Origin of the sequence: Bosea vaviloviae, from assembly GCF_001741865.1 — a bacterium.
Classification (GTDB): domain Bacteria; phylum Pseudomonadota; class Alphaproteobacteria; order Rhizobiales; family Beijerinckiaceae; genus Allobosea; species Allobosea vaviloviae.
In genome coordinates this window covers 43317-60332 of record NZ_CP017148.1, presented here as the reverse complement: position 1 = coordinate 60332, position 17016 = coordinate 43317, and the positions used below count along the sequence as shown (strand labels likewise).

The window sequence follows — 17016 nt, the reverse complement described above, 5'->3', positions numbered from 1 at the left end:
TTGGTTACGCAGTCGCGTAGGTCAGCGTTATCAAAGCTTCCAACGATCGAGGCGGTTAGTGATTGAGAATCAGGATTATCACGAAATGCGGCAATTGGTGGAATCAAAGCGCAAAAAATACTTTGCTATAAGCGAATTGATCGAGGAAAGGCCAGAGCTGAATTATCATGCGCCATGGCGCGCTCGAAAGAAAGCTACGGCCCAGCCACGACAATATCACAAGTATACGCTGGGAAATAACTCGTCAGCGTCGCAGCGCCTCGGAGCAGCTTGGTCGCTCGAAAAGGATATGATCTTCCACATGTATGCGTCAGCCGGCGGGCTTGCCGTCCCCGAGACTGTCCCAGTCGGCGCAGAAGGCGGCGAACGGCTCACGCGAACTCCCCGCGTGATATTCGAAGCCCCATAATTGCGTCGTCCAGATCTGGCTTCGAATGGTCTTTCGGATCCGGGATTCGGAGTACTCGCATGGATATGTTTTTCCTCGGCGAACTTTTGACAAGCGTTGCCGATCGCGGACGTGCGCTTATCCGGCTTGATCGCGAGCATGGCAGCCGGTCGCGTCCGATCGACGGTCGTTGCGAAAATCTTTGTCAGGCCGCCGCGAGGCCTCGGGCACGGCGCTGGCGCAGGCGGTGCTCGAAGCCTGGCAGGGACTGACCTCAATGCGCATGCTTCTGCCTTAGAAGCTCCGAAAACCAGTCCGCCGCGAGGTCCGGATTGATCCGTGCATCGACTAGATAAACGCCGTTGCAGCCTTGTCCCACCCATTGGCGAAGGTCCGCAAGATCAGACTTCGTGCGCACGATCGTGCCGGCCGCTCCTGTCCCCCGGGCAATGGCTGCGAAATCGGTGACCGGAAACGTGGCAATGGAGGTTTGATAGCCCAGCGGACCAAACTCATGGACCTCGGCAGCGTAGGAGGCGTCGTTGAAGATAACGATGCACATGCGCAACTTGAGGTTCACCGCGGTCTGGAGGTCGGAAAGCGACATCATGAACCCGCCATCGCCTGCGCACAGGACGGTAAGTCGTTCTGGATGGGCGAGCGCCGCACCGATCGCTGTTCCCAGCCCCAGTCCGGTTGACGAGAACGACATCGCGAAGGACCAGCCTGCGGCATCGGGCACGGTCAGGTACAGAGGAGGCCAGCCTTGGAAATGGCCGCCATCATTCGCGATCGTACGTTCGGGCGGTAGGAGTGCGTCGAGCTCGATACACAGCGTGCGTGGATCTATAAACTCCGTCGTTGATGTATCGGCATAAGACCGCAAATCGCCTTTGCGGCCTGCCAGGACCGTGGCAGTAACCTCGTTTCGCCATCCTTTCACACCACCCCTTTTCAACTCCTGGGCGGCGCGGAGAATTTTTTCCGCAGTGACGCGCGCGTCGCCCAATAGAGCGATATCGACACCGCGCTGGCACCCGAGCCGTGAAACATCGGAATCGATCTGGATCACGGTGGCGTCGCTGGCGATAAGCCGACCAGCTTGGGTGGTCCAGTGGGTAAAGGTCGCGCCGAACCCGACCACGATGTCGCTCTGACGTATCAGCTCGGCCATTGCTGGTAGCGAAAACCCGCCCATGATGCCAATAGACCATGGCTCGTTGGCGAAGAGCCCGTGTGCGCGGGCGGTGGTCGCCAGCAAGGCATCGACCTCTGCAGCCAGTTGGCCAAGGATCGGGCCTGCGTCGGCGATGACCGCCCCTCGCCCGGCTAGGATGAGGGGCCGCTTCGCCGCGACAAGCCGCTGGGCCACCTCATGAACGAGCCTGCTGTCCGGTTCCGCTGGCGGTTGCCGCTCAAGGAGGCGAATGGCGACGGGGGGCGCGGGCGACTGCAGGATGTCCTGCGGCATGCTGAGCACCACGGTCCGCCTCTCGCGGATGGCCTTCTCGCACGAGCGGACCACGTCTTCGACAGCGGATGCGGCTGATCCAAGCCGCTCTGGGACGGCTCCCACCGATCGGACGAGCGCATCTTGATCGATGTGGAAGTTGGAGAGGACATCTCCGACTGCAACGTCACCGGCGAGTACCAAAAGGGGCGTTCTGGCCTTGGCCGCTTCCGCTATCGCCGTGATCGCGTTGGTCAAGCCCGGCCCTGCATGAACGCTGGCCAGGGTTAGCCTTCCGCTATGCCTCGCGAAGGCGTCGGCCATCGCGATCGCATTACATTCATGTCCTGCGGCAATGTAGCGGACACCGAGTCGCCCCAGAGCCTCGCAGACGTAGTAGTTGGTCGAACCAGATACGCCAAAGCAGATTGCCGCGTTGAGGCTATTCAACGCCTCCGCGATGGCGAACCCGACATGGCCGCTCGGGCTGGAGTTTGGTTTCCTCGCGATCGACACGCCGTTGGAAGCCGTCATTCCGTTGTCTGTTTTCTGCATGTTCGGTTCCATCTGGCCCACGCGCCTGGTCAGTCTGTGTTAGCTGTTCCGCCTCTCGAGCACGCAGGCCGTCGTGCCCCTTGTCGAGGACGGCGGTCTACATTCGACTCGGAAGCCATATGGCGATCACCGGGAACGCGACCAGGATCGCCAGGCGGATCAGGTCGGTGACGATGAACGGCGCAACGCCTCGAAAGATCGTCGAGAAGCTGATGTCCTGAATGACGCTCTTGATGACGAAGACGTTCATGCCCACCGGAGGATGGATGAGACCTAACTCCACCGTCATCACGATGATGACGCCGAACCAGATCGGGTCGAACCCCAGTGCCACGATCACGGGAAAGATGATCGGCACCGTCAGGATGATCATCGCCATGGCGTCCATCAGGCAGCCGAGAACTAGATACATCACCAGAATCAAGATCAGGATGGTGTAGCGAGCCAGACCAAGGCCGGTGAGGAATTCGGTGATCCGCTGGGGTGTTCCGGTGATGGTGAGAAAGTAACCGAACAGCAAGGCGCCGATCAAAATGGTGAACACGGCCGCCGCGGTCCGTGTCGCCTGCAGCAGGGACGCCAGGATCGCCTTTCGCGGAAGCTTCCCGCGTACGACGCCGATGATGAACGCGCCGCTAGCACCCATGCCGCCGGCTTCCGTGGGCGTGAACAATCCGCCGTAGAGGCCGCCCATCACGAACAGAAAGAGCAACAAAGGGGCCCAGACGTCCTTTACGGCGGCTAGACGCTCCGAATTGGAGCTTCGCGGGCCGGCCGGCACAAGTTCCGGCCGGACCAAGCCGATGAGCGCGATCGTGAGAAGATACATCCCCACGGCTAGGAGACCCGGGAGGACGCCCGCCATGAACAGCTTCGCGATGTCCTGCTCGGTGATGATGCCGTAGACCACCAGGACGGTCGATGGCGGGAACATGGCTCCCAGCGTACCGCCCGCGGCGATGGTTCCGGACGCAATGGATCGGGGATATTTCGCCCGCCGCATCTCGGGATAGGCGACCGTCGAGAACGTCGCGGCGGTAGCGACCGATGAGCCGGAGATGGCGGCAAAGCCGGCACAGGCCACGATCGTCGCGAAGGCGAGCCCGCCGCGCAGATGGCCTATGAACGTATTGGCGGCGCGGAACAGTTCCCGGCTCATGCCGGAGTTGGTCACGAATGCGCCCATCAGCAGGAACATGGGAATGACGCCGAACGTGTAGTCCGTCACGGTTCGCATCGACGTTTGGCCGATGAGCTTGAGGGCAGGCCCGAACCCCGTGATCAGGCCAAAGCCGGTGATGCCGACAAGCCCCATCGCCATGCCGACCGGCACACGAAGCAGCATCAAGGCAAACAGTACGACGAAGCTTCCGGCGGCGATGACATCTTGGGACATCGCCGGCTACTCCGTCGCTTCGAGGTTACGGGGTTCGTCGATTGGGATAGGGTTGACGATGAGGCGGACCGTACGCACGGCGATCAGGATCACTGCCGAGACATCCCCGAGCCACGCAATTGCAAAGAACGGCCATGTCGGTATCTGCAGATCATACGTCAGGATGTTCTGGGCTTTTGTCGTGACGACCTTGTCGAAGAGCATGATCGTCTGCATCGAAACGACGAAAAGCAGAACCAAGGTGGCAAAGATGTCAATCTGGCGCTTTCGGCGCGGACCGGCGAAGTCCCAGATCAGATCGACGGTGATGTGCGTGCCGCGATAACTCGTCGCGGCGATTCCCCAGAATATGAGGATGCCGAGAAGCATGCGGCCGAAATCATAGCTGTCTGGTATGGATACGCTGAAGAAATAGCGCAGCAGTACCGAGATGAAGATATTGGCTGCGACGATGCCCACAGCGGCGGCGGCAATCCATTCTATGCTTTCAATGAAGCGATCCGTCGCATTCTTGCGCGGAAGGCTCGTCTCCGCCGGCGGCGGCGGTGCGTTGTACTGCATAGGGCAAGCTCCCGGACAGGTGCGGCGAAGGCTCTTTTACCCATGCGGGAAGCGCCGCTGGCGAAGGGCGGGGAAGAGCCGCTGGCGAAAAGGATGTCCAGCCGGATTCTCGGATCAGTAGATGGCCTTGCGATCCGATAGCTTCTGCCTGAGTTCGGTCAGAACCGCGTCCGGATCGAGCCCCTTGGCGCGCACTGCATTCGCCCAACTCATTGCGAGCGGTGCCGCTGCATTACGCCATTGCTTCAACTGATCGGGAGACAGTTCGGTGATTTCGTGACCGGAAGCTTTGCGCATCTTCTGGCGCCCCTCTTCCTCGAAGACCGTCCAGGCATGCGAGATTCTGACGGCCCACTCCGCCGTGCAGTGATCGTCCATCACCTTCTTCTGAGCGGCGGAAGCCCGATCATAGACCGCCTTGTTAAGGGACCAAGTATAGGACGTCGTGTAAAGTGGAGCATCCAAACTATACTTGGTGACCTTGTCGATCCCGAACAGGAAGATCGAATTCCACGGAAACGTGATGGCGTCTGCGACACCGCGCTCGAGGGCGTCCCGCGACTCCGGGGCCGACGCCTGGATGTTCGTGCCACCTAGCGTCGTGATCAGTTCCCCGATGGCTTGCTGGGCCGGCCGTACTTTGAGGCCACGCACATCTCCGGGCAGAACCACTTTCTTGCGCGAATGAAGCGTGCCGGGGTCATGAACGAACGCCATGCAGAAATGCGTGTCGCTCATCTCCCTTTGTGCATATTGTCGATACCAATCGTCGACGGCCGCGGAGCCTCCATCCGCGTTGGCGACCATGAAGGGTAACTGGGCCGCGTTGATGATCGGAAAACGTCCCGGCTGGTAACCGGGACTGACCAGCGCGACGTCGGCAATGCCGTTGCTGACCATGTCGTACTGATCGAACGCCTTCCCGAGTTGCTCGGCGGGAAAAATGGTTGCCGTGATCGACCCGCCGGACGCCTTCTTAAGGCTTTCAGCCCATTCCTTGGCTGATGGGACGAGCGGATGCGCAGGGGGTACAAACAGCGAAATCTTCAGATGTATGGGTTTTTCCTGCGACTGCGCGGGCGAGATGGCCGGGCACAGAAGCAAGGCTATTGCACCAGCAAAACCGGTAAGCGCGTGGCTCGAAATTCTGATCATTTTACCTCCCCATCGTTTTATGTTGCTATGTCTAGATTTTACATCTTATTTTACTAGACCAATACGTCGAAATATTTCGATCTCCATCGTATGTTGTTTCGTGCGCCGGCTAGATGCGCGATGCGATCCTGCGCAGCATTGCGAGCAGCATGTCTTTGTCCTGTCCAAGTATTTCATCAAGGCGGCGCTCGTGCTCTATGGCGATCGCATGCAGGCGACGTTGAATATCGAAGCCGACGGCAGTTAGTCTGACTTCGTAGCTGCGTTGATCATCGGATTTGCGTTCCCGTTGAATAAGCTCTCGTGCGGCGAGTGCTTTCAATGTCGAGGTCAAAGTCGAGCGGTCACGTCCACAATGCTTGCTGAGTTCACTTGGCGTCATGGATCCCGCCTCGTTCAATATCGTAAGCAAAGCGTACCAACCTGGCTTCAGGTTGGCCTTTCCTGCCATCACACCGAACGCCTCGAACGAGGCCTCCTGTGCGATCCGCAAATGAAAGCCCACGACCTCCTTGAAGACTGCCGGGAAGAAACGTTCGTCATACTCCCCGGACATCTTGGTCCCTTGGACATTCGCGGCCGGGGGGCGGGGCGCTTTGGGCATCCAGCGCTGTCCTCACAATACAGCGCCCTCGCTCCGATATCGGATGGTCGAGGTGCGCCCTCTGATTTCTAGTATGGTCTCCAAAAGTTGGATGTCAAACTATATTGTTTGTGAGTGGGCGGAGGTCGACGGATGTTCTGCGCGTGATGGTGTAGGAGTTTGGGCCAGATTCGGCGCTTAGTTCAATTGGGCCGACCAGCTTTTGGGTGCATGGCAAAGAATGCTGTGGGCCGCTCGGCAGGCATTGAGGGAAACAAAGATGCCCCAGCCAGTGCCTGCCGCCGGATTTTATCGCGACGCGCCCTTCACGTCGGACGGCGCTGGGACGCCATTGCGTAAGGCCAAGGCGCGACTTGCGCACGAACGATCTTTTGCCGATGCCGCTCGACGTGGCGCTTGCGTGACCCACCGTCGGGTTCGCCCCAGGTCACCGTGACGTCCAACCCCGGCGTAGCTTTGTCGCGAGCGACGTTCGCGAGCGACATGACCCGTCGTTCGTTGGCGCTGTATCCGCAAAAATTCGAAAGGCCGATTAGATCGCCGCTGGCGTCGCGGACCTCGTCGTTTTGCTGGAAGCTGTAGGAAGCCATCGGGAAGCGCAGCTGCTTGTAAGGCAACTCGTCTTCGAGCTGGGACCGAAAGATGTCGACGACATCGTCCACGTTCCAGACCAAGGTCACGGCCGTCCGGCGTGGGCCTTCCGCCGCCCGCCGAAGAGCCTCGCCACCGATGAAATCGTGATCGAACTTCAAGATCCGATCGTAACCCATGTCCCATGGCGTGACGTAGTAGTCCTCGATCTTCTGGGCGCGAAAACTGCCCCCGAGTTGAGAGCTGGTCTCCCACGAGCTCGAAGGCAGCCACTCGCGGTAGGCCTTAAGCTCGGTGCCGGTATAGACGGCCGGCAGCGGATAGGGCATCCAGCCGCCTTCCGTGTTGCCGCTGAAATACGCGGAGGTCCCGCCGGGCCGCAGTCCGAGCGTAGCGCCCGCGTTGAGCAAGGCCTCTCGCACCTTGGGGCCGTCCGCGATATGGCCCCCCAGCTCGACGCCACGGCCCCCGGCCATGCCGTGCCGAAGCGCCAACACGTCGCAACCCGCGATCCTGACCCGGGCGAAATTGAAGAAGGGGATGTTCGGCACCGGCCCCTCGACGACGGCGGCGAAAATCTCGTCCGACGCAGGTCCATCCAGGCCGAAACGAAACTGGGTGCGGCCTCGCGGGTTAACCGAGGTGGGAAGGTCGCGCTCGATGGTCACGTCGTAGCCGCCGGTCGTGGCGTGGTACTCGACCCAGTTCTGCATGTGCATGCCGCTGACCAGCTCGAAGCTGTTCTCGGCCAGATAGAACAAGACGCACTCGCCGATCATGTGCCCATCGTGATTGCACGCGACGAATTGCTTGGCCTTGCCCGGTACGAACTTGTCGAAGCTGTTGATGCCGATGCGGTTGAGCATTCGAAAGGCGTCCGGTCCCTTGAGGAACATCTCCGGCATGTGATGCGACTGGTCGAACAGGACCGCACCGTCGCGCCAGGCCTTCTGCTCGTCGACCCAGTTGCCGAACTCGGCCGGCACCGGTGTCAGGCCCGATCGGTCCTTGCTGTGGGGTGCGGTGGTGTCGTTGTAGAAGTAATCGACGAGATCGGGGATGCCCTTCAGAAATTCCTCGAGCGACGGCTGTCCCGTGACTTGGTTCATTGCGTTTCCTGCCTCTTATTCGATGTTTCTTTGATTCGACGAAAGCCGGCGGACACAGCGTATCGTCAGCGGACGAGCGTCTTCGCCCAGCGTGCCGTCCCAGCCAGCCCGCCGAATGGATAGAAATGCAACCTCACGTCGCCGTGCCTTTCGGCGTTGAGCCGAGCGCCGAGTTCTGCAAGCAGTCGGTCCGGTCCGACCGGCGACAGCAGCTTTGTCAGCGATATGCCGTATTTCTGCAGCACCGCAGTGGATGCCCCGACGCCGCACCGCGCCGCGAACCGCAAGAGCGATTTCACCGTCGTCGGGCCGGGGATGCCCACCCGAACCGTGGCCGTCACGCCGTCGTTTCGGAGCGCTTCGAGCCACTGCAGGATGGCCTCCGCATCGAACGAGAATTGGGTGTTCACGACGCCTTCGTGGCCGAGATCGCGTAACATCGCGAGTTTCGTGCGCAAGTCGAGCATCAGATCGTGCTCCGATATGGACGGATGCCCCTCGGGATACCCGGCGACACCAATTCTCGACAAGCCGTACTTCGCCAGCAAGCCCGATGCGATCACGGACTTCGCATCGGGATAGGGACCTGCAGGCGCGCGCAGATCGCCGCCGACGACGAAGGCGCGATCAATGGACGCTTCGATGGAAAGCCGGTCCAGGAAACTTTCCAGCTCCAGGACGCTGGTGAGCCGGCGGGCCGAGATGTGCGGGACGGGTATGTGGCCATAGTTCCGGATCGATGCTGCGGCAGCCACGCGCGCGGCCATCTCTTCGCCGGGCAGATAGGTGACGGCGATCCGCGTGGCGGCCGGCAAGTCGCCGACGGCCTCGGCGAGGACGTCCGCGTCTCGCGCCGTCATTTCCAGCGAGAAGCCTTCGATCAGGCTGCCCAGCGTGCCGTAGCTTCGAGCGGGCTGAAGATAGGAGTCGCTCATCCGAAGATCTCGCCATCGACGCCGGCACGAGGCGCCGGATCGTTATCGCTGCGGGTGCAGCGCATGATAATCGATTTTTTGTGTTCTACACCGTTCGCTGATGCGCGGCAAGCGCCGCCATCTCTCGCTATAACAAGCCATAGTAGGGTGGTGCGGGCCATTTTGGCGAGGTGCACGAAACATGTATCGGCAATTTCATCGATTTTTGTTGACGGGTTTCGGGTCCGTGGCTAGCTTCGCCCAAAATAACGATAGGGAGGTTGCTTTGAAGATCAGGACCCTGTTTCTCGCTCTGGCATCGGCGTCATTGCCTGCGCTGGCGCCCGCCGCCGAGCTGAAGATCGGTTTTGTTACGAGCGTGACCGGCTCTCAGGCGCCTGTTGCTCGCGATATGATCGACGCCTTCAACCTCAGCATCAAAAATCTGGGCGGGAAGATCGCCGGTAACGACGTGAAAGTGATCGTCGCGGACGATCAGGAGAAGCCCGACGTCGCTCGGCAGGCTGCAGAACGGCTTGTCGAACGGGAGCGCGTCGATCTCGTGACGGGTCCAATCATCACGAATATGCTCCTGGCCGCCGCCAAGCCGGTCAGCGATGCCAAGCGTCTCCTCGTCAGCATCAACTCCGGACCTTCCGATTTCGCCGGAGAGAAGTGCAGTCCCAATTTCTTCGTCCTGGGCTTCGAGAACCAGACCATTGGCCGGGCCACCGGCATGGCGGCGAAGGAGCTCGGATTCTCGAAAATCGCCATGATGGGGTGGAACACGCCCGGCGCGCGCGACCTCGCGGCAGGTTTCAAGCAGGCCTTTCCCGGCACGGTCGTCAAGGAGATCTACACGCCGCCGTCCCAGCAGGACTTCGCCGCGGAGATTACCTCCCTCAAGGCCCTGGACGTCGATGGGCTCTATTATTTCTACCCCAGCCAGGTCGGGGTGAACTTTCTGAAGCAGCTCACCCAGGTCGGGTACGCCATGGATCGGGTGGTCGGATCCTATCTGGCGCTTGATCACATCATGTTGACGCAGGTCGGGCCAGAGGTTGCAGGGACCAACGTTGTCAGCCTGTGGACCGAACAGCTCGACAATCCTGAAAACAAGCGCTTCGTCACCTCCTTCCGCGAGGCATATGGTCGGACGCCGAGCGCCTTTGCGGCCCAGGCCTACGACCTCCCCGTCCTTCTCGATGCCGCCTTGCGAGGCAATGGCGGCAAGACCGAGATGAACGCCCTCCGGGCGGCGATGAAGACGACGCCCTTCCCGTCCGTGCGAGGAGCATTCAGCTTCGCCTCGAACCAGTTTCCCATCCAGAACTTCTACGTCACGAAGATCGAGCGATCGAGCACGGGATTGAGCTACACGGTGAGGGCCACCTTGCCCAATCTCAAGGACGAGTTGGCCGAGAAATGTCCGATCAAGGATTGAGCTGCGCCGATAGCGGCCGCGTGCGACGACCCTCGATGGAACGACATGGAAACTTCCGGAGCCCAGGCTGGCACCCGGGCTCGCGGAACTGACAAAACATGAAGACTCAAGTCGCCATCGTTGGCGCCGGTCCGGCCGGGTTGCTTCTTGCTCAGCTGCTGAAGTGTGCCGGCATCGAGAGTATCGTCGTCGAAAGCCGCAGCCGGGCCTATATCGAGAACCGGATCAGGGCTGGGGTCATCGAGGCGGGGACCGTGGACATCCTGCGCGAGGCCGGCGTCGCGGATGGGGCGCTCAAGGAGGGCATCGTCCACGAGGGTACTGCTCTCCGCTTCGAGGGCCGAACTCATCGCCTCGATCTCATGGAACTGGTCGGTCGCGGTATCACGATCTATCCGCAGCACAAGCTCGTCGCCGATCTCGTGTCCGCGAGGCTAGGCGCCGGCGATCCGATCCTTTTCGAAACCCCAGTCGTCGAGCTGAGCGGCATAGATTCGGACGCGCCCACGATAACGGTCGAGCGGAATGGCGCACGCGAAACCATCGCATGCCGATTCGTCGTCGGCGCCGACGGCTTCCATGGCCCGAGCAGGCAGGCGCTGCCTTCCGGGGACCTGAGGATCTGGGAGCAGGACTATCCCTACAAGTGGCTCGCCCTCATGGTGGAAACACCGCCTCCTAGCCATGAGCTGATCTACGCGGCGCATGAACGCGGCTTCACGCTGATGTCGATGCGCTCCCCGACCGTCAGTCGCATCTACGCTCAGGTGCCGATGAATGTTGATGCGGAAGCTTGGTCGGACGACCAGGTCTGGTCGGAGCTCGATCTCAGGTTGCGCGACGGCGAACCCGTGCCTCTACGCGAGGGAGCGATCACCCAGCGTTCGACCATCCATCTACGCAGTTTCGTCGCTGCGCCGATGCGGCATGGCAGCTTGTTCCTCGCAGGTGACGCCGCCCATATCGTGCCGCCGACCGGAGCAAAGGGGCTCAATCTGGCTGCCGCGGACGTCGCGGTGCTAGGCGACGCGCTGAAGCGGTATTTCGGGAATGGCGACCGATCGGGCATCGACGGCTATTCCGAGAGATGCCTGCGTCGCGTCTGGCAGGTGCAGCGGTTCTCGGCATGGATCACCCATGCCCTCCACGTGTCGGACAGTCCTTTCGAGCAAGCGCTTAACCTCGCGGCTCTCAGGCACATCGTGGAAAACCGGCATGCGGCTTTGTCCTTCGCGGAAAACTACACGGGGCTTCCGCTGAACTGAGCGCGCATGCTGGCGCCACCTGGCCGGAGCCCAAGACGCTGTCACTGCGACGGCTCGGGACGCTGAGGAAACGTCATCGATGACATTGCCACTCCTTATCGAACAGATGCTCAACGGCCTCCAGTCCGGCGTGATGTTGTTCCTGATCGCGTCGGGCCTGACCCTGGTCCTTGGCATCATGAATTTCGTCAACTTGGCGCACGGCTCGTTCTACATGATCGGGGCCTTCGCGGCCGTATCGCTCCAGCTATGGACGGGATCGTTCGTCATCGCCGCGGTGGGGGCTTGCCTTTGCGCCGCCGTTGCAGGCCTGGCCGTCGAGTACGTCTGTGCCAGGCGGCTTTATGCGCGTAGCCATCTGGATCAGGTGCTGGTGACGTTCGGACTCATCTACCTCTTCAACGAGTCCATGCGACTGATTTTCGGTCCCCAACCACTCGCGTCTCCGATCCCGCAACTGCTCAATGGGAGCGTGACGCTGCTGCCCGGGCTCCAATATCCGCTCTTTCGCTTGACCGTGATCGGCGTGGGGCTCGTCGTGGCAGCGGGAATGTCGTTCGTCGTGATGCGGACGCGCCTTGGGATGCTCATCAGGGCCGGCGCCTCGGATCGCGGGATGATCGCCGTTCTTGGCGTGAACATCACGTGGCTTTACTCTCTCGTATTCGCTTTCGGGGCGGCCCTGGCCGCCTTGGCTGGCCTGATGTCGGGGCCGCTCTACTCCGTCAACGTCGGGATGGGGGAGAACATCCTCATCATGGCGCTCGTCGTGATCGTGGTCGGCGGAATCGGCTCTCTCAAGGGCGCCTTCTACGCCGCGATCGTCATCGGCCTCATCGACACGCTCGGCCGCCTTTTCCTGCCGTCCGCCATCGCGACGATTGCAATCTACATCTTCATGGCCGGGGTTCTGTTCGTCAGGCCACAAGGCCTTTTTGCGGCGTCGGCTCCGCCGCAGGTCGAGGCTCGCGACAACGGAAACCGGGTCACGATCCTTTGGTCGCTCTCCAAGTCGCGGCAACGTGTGACAGCGTCGGTCGTGGGACTGTGCATGATCGCGCTCGCGCTCGTGCCGACGCTCTCGACCTGGCTCGACGACCCATTCCTTCTGAGGCTGTTCCTGCGGATCGTGATCTTTGCGCTGATGGTCCTGAGCCTCGATCTCGTCGCGGGTTTCGGCGGCCTGGTCAGCTTCGGTCATGCCGCATTCGTCGGTACGGGCGCCTATGCCGTCGCGATCCTCGGCTGGCACCTCGACCACGGCGAGCCCTTGGCGTTGGGGCCGATCGTGCTGGCAGGCACGCACGACGCGCTGGTCGCCTGGCCGCTGGCGATCGCGAGCGCGGCGGCGATGGCACTGGTGATCGGGGCCATCGCGCTCAGGACGAGCGGTCTCTACTTCATCATGAGCACGCTGGCCTTCGCTCAGATGCTGTTTTATCTCGCCAGCACCCCCAGCATATACGGGGGCGAGGACGGCCTGCAGATCTCGCAACGCTCGACCCTGCCGCTCATCGACCTCGGAAACCGGCCAACGCTATATTACCTCGCACTCGGTCTGTTGGCGCTGTGCCTCCTGCTATGCTGGCGTCTGGTCAATTCGCGCTTTGGCATGATCGTGCAGGCCTGCAGGCAGAACGAACGACGCGTCAGGGCGCTCGGGGTCAGGACCTACTTCTACAAGCTTCTGCTCTTCGTCATTTCGGGTGTGATCGCAGGCATCGCCGGCGTGCTGTTGGCCAATAGCGAGCTGCTGGTCAGCCCGGCGGACCTGTCATGGACCCGCTCGGGCAGCATCCTGATCATGGCCATATTCGGAGGCCTGGGGACGCTGTTCGGCTCCGTCGTGGGGGCGGCGACCTATCTCATGCTGGAATTCACCCTGAGCGAATGGACGCAGCATTGGCAGATCGTGTTCGGCCCGATGCTCATCGTCTTCGTCCTGCTTGCGCGACGCGGGCTCTTCGGATTGGTGCTGGGGCGGGGTGGCAGTACATGACGGCGACCATCCTGGAAGCAAGGGGACTGACCAAGCGGTTCGGCGGCCTCACCGCAACCGACGACGTGACGCTGGCGATACGAGAGCTCACCTGCCATGCCCTGATCGGGCCCAACGGCGCCGGCAAGACGACCTTGCTGTCACAGCTTTCGGGCGAGTTGAGGCCAACGGCGGGGCAGATCCACTTCGAGGGACGCGACGTTACGTCGGCCGACCTGGGCGGGAGGGCCCGATTAGGCATCCTGCGGTCCTTCCAGATCACGAGCGTCTGCGACGATTACTCGGTTTTCGACAACGTCGTCGTCGCGGCTCAAATCAGGGAAGGACATGGTTTTCGCTTTTGGCAGGCGCCGCGACGCGTGCGGGCGCTGGCGGACGCCACGCGATCCGTGCTGGAACAAACCGGTCTTGCCGATTTCGGAGATGTCCCCGCCGGGGTGCTGTCGCATGGCCAGCGCAGGCAGCTGGAGCTGGCGATCGCCTTGGCGATGCAGCCGCGCGTCCTGCTGCTCGACGAGCCCATGGCGGGCATGGGACCGGCTGAGGCCGAGCGCATGATCGACCTCCTCGGCTCCCTGCGGGCCGACTACACGATCGTCCTCGTGGAGCACGACATGGACGCAGTCTTCAACCTGGCCGACACCGTGAGCGTTCTCGTCGGCGGACGCCTCGTAGCCTCCGGCACACCCCAGGAAATCAGATCGAACGCCAGCGTGCGGGAAGCCTATCTGGGGCATGAACAGGAAGACGCCGCATGACCGAAAGTTTGCTGCGGCTGGAGGCGGTGCAGGCTTCCTACGGACAGTCCCGGATCCTGTTCGACGTCTCGCTGACGGTGGGCCCGGGCGAGATGGTGGGACTGCTCGGCCGCAACGGCATGGGCAAGACGACGACCGTGCGCGCGGTCACCGGCCAGCTTCCGACCTTGGGCGGGGATATCATCTTCAAGGGGCGGTCCATTCGGTCGACGCCCTCGCACCTCTTGGGGCGGATGGGCATCGGGCTCGTTCCCGAAGGCCGCCGCATCTTTCCCAACCTGACGGTTCGGGAGAACCTCGTCGCCGCGGCGGCCAACCGTTCCGGTCGGCCCGATCCCTGGACGCTCGAGCGCGTGCTCGCGCTGTTTCCCCGCCTTGGGGAGCGGCTCGGCAACTGGGGCTCGCAGCTTTCCGGCGGCGAGCAGCAGATGCTCGCCGTCGGCCGCGCGCTCATGATCAATCCGGATCTGCTGATCCTCGACGAGGCGACGGAAGGATTGGCCCCGATCGTGCGCGATGTCATCTGGAGCGCGTTGCGCCAGCTGAAGTCAGAAGGTCTTTCGATCCTGGTCATAGACCGCAACCTGCGGCAGATGATGGAAGTCGGGGACCGACATCACATCATCGAGAAGGGGCGTACGGTGTGGTCGGGGCCGTCGCAGGCTTTCCTGTCCGAGCCCTCTCTCAAGGGGCGCTACCTAAGCGTCTGACCTAGCTCCTGCCGACCGCCTGCGCTTGGGTTGGCCAGGAGCGAGGATTGCGCCCGCGCGTTCGTCGGACAACGCATTTTGCAAATTGCGTCCGGTTCTTAGGATGTGCTCGCGCAGCCTGTCGCGCGCATAGTCCCGATCGCGGGCAACGGCGCCTTGGGCGATTTGATTGTGCTCCTGCTCGACGTCGGCGTCGCCTCCAGTGCGGGTGAGGAAAATCCGCCTGTAGCGATCGTTCAGATTGTGCAGCGTCGTGCAGAAATTGAGCAGGATCGGCATGCCACACCCCTGGATCAGGGTGAGGTGGAAGTCCCGGTGGGCATCCTCCCAGGCTTCGAGGCTCGCCGTATCAGACGCCTCGCGATGGATGCGGTTCAACTTGTGCAACGCCCTCGTGATCCCGCTTTCCCAGGCGAGGTCGCCGTTCTGCATGGCGATGTCGAGGGCGAGGCATTCGAACTCGGCGCGGAGTTGCGTGATCTCTCGCAGGTTCGCCAGCGATACGGGCGCCACCGAGTAACCGCGATTGTCGTGAAGTTCGACGAGGCCGACCGAGGTCAGCCGGGCCAGAGCCTCCCGCATCGGGCTCAGGCTTACGTCGAATGTTCTTCGTGCCTTGTCGAGGTTGATCTTCGAACCCGGCGGAAGCTCGCCCTGCAGGATGGCCTCCCGCATCCGCGAGACGAGGCGCGTCGAGATCGTGTTCTTGCCGTTCTCCCCGCTCCCGCCGGCAGCGGGCATCGCCGAGGTAGCCAGTTGCTGCCCATCAACCGAAGGGGAATGTGAAGCTTTGGTGCGACTGGCCTTCGCCACGGAGTTCCTCCGGTTGTTTGGCTCGACGGAGCCGACTGACCGTTCCCAATGGCGTTGCCCGCCACCTGCCACTTGGCGACCTAACATCTGGCCGCTGAACATCCCTGCTTAGCAAACCCGATGTCGGTGCGACAGCGCAGCCGGCATCCTCTTGCCGCACCGGCAGCAACCCGCTGCCAGCTCTGGTTCGTCCGGGTGTTGACATATAATCGATTATTGAAGAGAACGAAAGCGGCAATCAGCTGGGCCTGGCTCGGAAATAAGAGTGGGCATGGCATCTAAATATGCAATGGAATTTTGCTCTCACAAGCGCGGGGCGATGAAACTCATGTGCAGCTCGTGTGCGACTGCCTTGCCAAAGAAATCGATTTTTATTGACGCCTAGGCGGCCCAGATCATGCGCCGGAGGTACGCGCGATCGCGCGGGGGAAATCAAATGACCACGACCGATACGCATCTCCTTACCCTGTCGTGCCGAAACCGCCCGGGCATCGTGGCGAAAGTCGCCACGCACCTGTTCCTGCACGACGCGAACATCCAGGACGCCCAGCAGTTCGACGACGAGGAGACCGGGCGCTTCTTTATGCGTGTCCGCTTCGGTCTCTTATCCGATGCGGCATCGCCGGATGAACTTCGCCAGAGCTTCGCCGAGGTCGCCACGACGTTCGGCATGGATTGGACGATGCGTCCGCGCCGCGAGAAGCAGCGCGTCGTCATCATGGTCTCCCGTTTCGATCACTGCCTGACCGATATCCTGTATCGCTGGCGGATGGGCGAACTCGACATGGAGATCGTCGGCATCATCGCGAACTACCCGCGCGAGACCTACGCGGCCCACGAGTTCGGCGACATCCCGTTCGACTACTTGCCGATCACCAAAGAGACGAAGCCGGAGCAGGAAGCGGCGGTCTGGCGGGTCGTCCAGGAACGGGGTGCCGACCTCGTGATCCTGGCGCGGTACATGCAGGTCCTTTCGGACGATCTGGCAACGAAGCTCGCGGATCGCTGCATCAACATCCACCACTCCTTCCTACCGGGTTTCAAGGGGGCCAAGCCCTATCACCAGGCGTTCGAGCGGGGCGTCAAGTTGATCGGGGCGACGGCCCACTACGTCACCTCCGACCTCGACGAGGGCCCGATCATCGAGCAGGACGTCGAGCGGATATCGCACGTCGACACGCCAGACGATCTCGTTCGCAAGGGACGCGACATTGAACGGCGCGTGCTATCCCGGGCGATAGCCTGGCATCTCGACGGTCGGGTTTTGCGCAACGGGTCCAAGACCGTCGTTTTCCGGGACTAAG

14 protein-coding genes are annotated in these 17016 nt (G+C 61.7%); 6 read left to right on the top strand and 8 right to left on the bottom strand.

Features of this window, described 5'->3' with window-relative positions:
- Positions 1 to 662 precede the first annotated feature (662 nt).
- The 7 genes from BHK69_RS29870 to BHK69_RS29840 all read right to left on the bottom strand — a co-directional run bounded on the left by BHK69_RS29870 (position 663) and on the right by BHK69_RS29840 (position 8744).
- A complete protein-coding gene (locus BHK69_RS29870) occupies positions 663 to 2393 on the bottom strand; it encodes a thiamine pyrophosphate-binding protein (protein WP_158516308.1) in 1731 nt (576 codons plus the stop codon).
- Between the two features lie 97 nt (positions 2394 to 2490).
- Complete coding sequence (locus BHK69_RS29865; RefSeq protein ID WP_069694124.1) at positions 2491 to 3789, bottom strand: TRAP transporter large permease; 1299 nt, start codon at positions 3787 to 3789, stop codon at positions 2491 to 2493.
- A gap of 6 nt (positions 3790 to 3795) precedes the next feature.
- Positions 3796 to 4350 (bottom strand): TRAP transporter small permease, encoded by a 555-nt coding sequence (locus BHK69_RS29860; RefSeq protein WP_069694123.1) that lies wholly within the window; start codon positions 4348 to 4350, stop codon positions 3796 to 3798.
- A gap of 114 nt (positions 4351 to 4464) precedes the next feature.
- Complete coding sequence (locus tag BHK69_RS29855; RefSeq protein ID WP_069694122.1) at positions 4465 to 5505, bottom strand: TRAP transporter substrate-binding protein; 1041 nt, start codon at positions 5503 to 5505, stop codon at positions 4465 to 4467.
- 109 nt (positions 5506 to 5614) lie between these two features.
- Positions 5615 to 6109 (bottom strand): MarR family winged helix-turn-helix transcriptional regulator, encoded by a 495-nt coding sequence (locus BHK69_RS29850; RefSeq protein ID WP_083269934.1) that lies wholly within the window; start codon positions 6107 to 6109, stop codon positions 5615 to 5617.
- A 305-nt stretch (positions 6110 to 6414) separates the two neighbouring features.
- Positions 6415 to 7809, bottom strand: coding sequence for an aminomethyltransferase family protein (locus tag BHK69_RS29845; RefSeq protein WP_069694121.1), 1395 nt, complete (start codon positions 7807 to 7809; stop codon positions 6415 to 6417).
- 65 nt (positions 7810 to 7874) lie between these two features.
- The gene (locus BHK69_RS29840; protein ID WP_069694120.1) at positions 7875 to 8744 is read right to left on the bottom strand and encodes a methylenetetrahydrofolate reductase; all 870 of its coding nucleotides are present in this window, start codon (positions 8742 to 8744) and stop codon (positions 7875 to 7877) included.
- A 265-nt stretch (positions 8745 to 9009) separates the two neighbouring features.
- On the opposite strand from BHK69_RS29840, the gene BHK69_RS29835 reads away from it, so the two are divergent.
- The 5 genes from BHK69_RS29835 to BHK69_RS29815 all read left to right on the top strand — a co-directional run bounded on the left by BHK69_RS29835 (position 9010) and on the right by BHK69_RS29815 (position 14899).
- Positions 9010 to 10167, top strand: a complete 1158-nt coding sequence (locus BHK69_RS29835) for an ABC transporter substrate-binding protein (RefSeq protein WP_069694119.1) — start codon at positions 9010 to 9012, stop codon at positions 10165 to 10167.
- A gap of 98 nt (positions 10168 to 10265) precedes the next feature.
- Positions 10266 to 11432, top strand: a complete 1167-nt coding sequence (locus BHK69_RS29830; protein ID WP_069694118.1) for a 4-hydroxybenzoate 3-monooxygenase — start codon at positions 10266 to 10268, stop codon at positions 11430 to 11432.
- Between the two features lie 106 nt (positions 11433 to 11538).
- Entirely contained in the window at positions 11539 to 13431 is a 1893-nt protein-coding gene (locus tag BHK69_RS29825; protein ID WP_158516307.1) for an ABC transporter permease, read from the top strand.
- Complete coding sequence (locus tag BHK69_RS29820) at positions 13428 to 14189, top strand: ABC transporter ATP-binding protein (protein WP_069694116.1); 762 nt, start codon at positions 13428 to 13430, stop codon at positions 14187 to 14189. Before BHK69_RS29825 ends, BHK69_RS29820 begins: the two co-directional genes overlap by 4 nt.
- Positions 14186 to 14899 (top strand): ABC transporter ATP-binding protein, encoded by a 714-nt coding sequence (locus tag BHK69_RS29815; protein ID WP_069694115.1) that lies wholly within the window; start codon positions 14186 to 14188, stop codon positions 14897 to 14899. Before BHK69_RS29820 ends, BHK69_RS29815 begins: the two co-directional genes overlap by 4 nt.
- On the opposite strand, the gene BHK69_RS29810 is transcribed toward BHK69_RS29815, so the two are convergent.
- Entirely contained in the window at positions 14888 to 15640 is a 753-nt protein-coding gene (locus BHK69_RS29810) for a GntR family transcriptional regulator (RefSeq protein WP_069694114.1), read from the bottom strand. The genes BHK69_RS29815 and BHK69_RS29810 overlap by 12 nt on opposite strands.
- 508 nt (positions 15641 to 16148) lie before the next feature.
- On the opposite strand from BHK69_RS29810, the gene purU reads away from it, so the two are divergent.
- Complete coding sequence (gene purU, locus BHK69_RS29805) at positions 16149 to 17015, top strand: formyltetrahydrofolate deformylase (protein ID WP_069694113.1); 867 nt, start codon at positions 16149 to 16151, stop codon at positions 17013 to 17015.
- Position 17016: the final 1 nt, after the last annotated feature.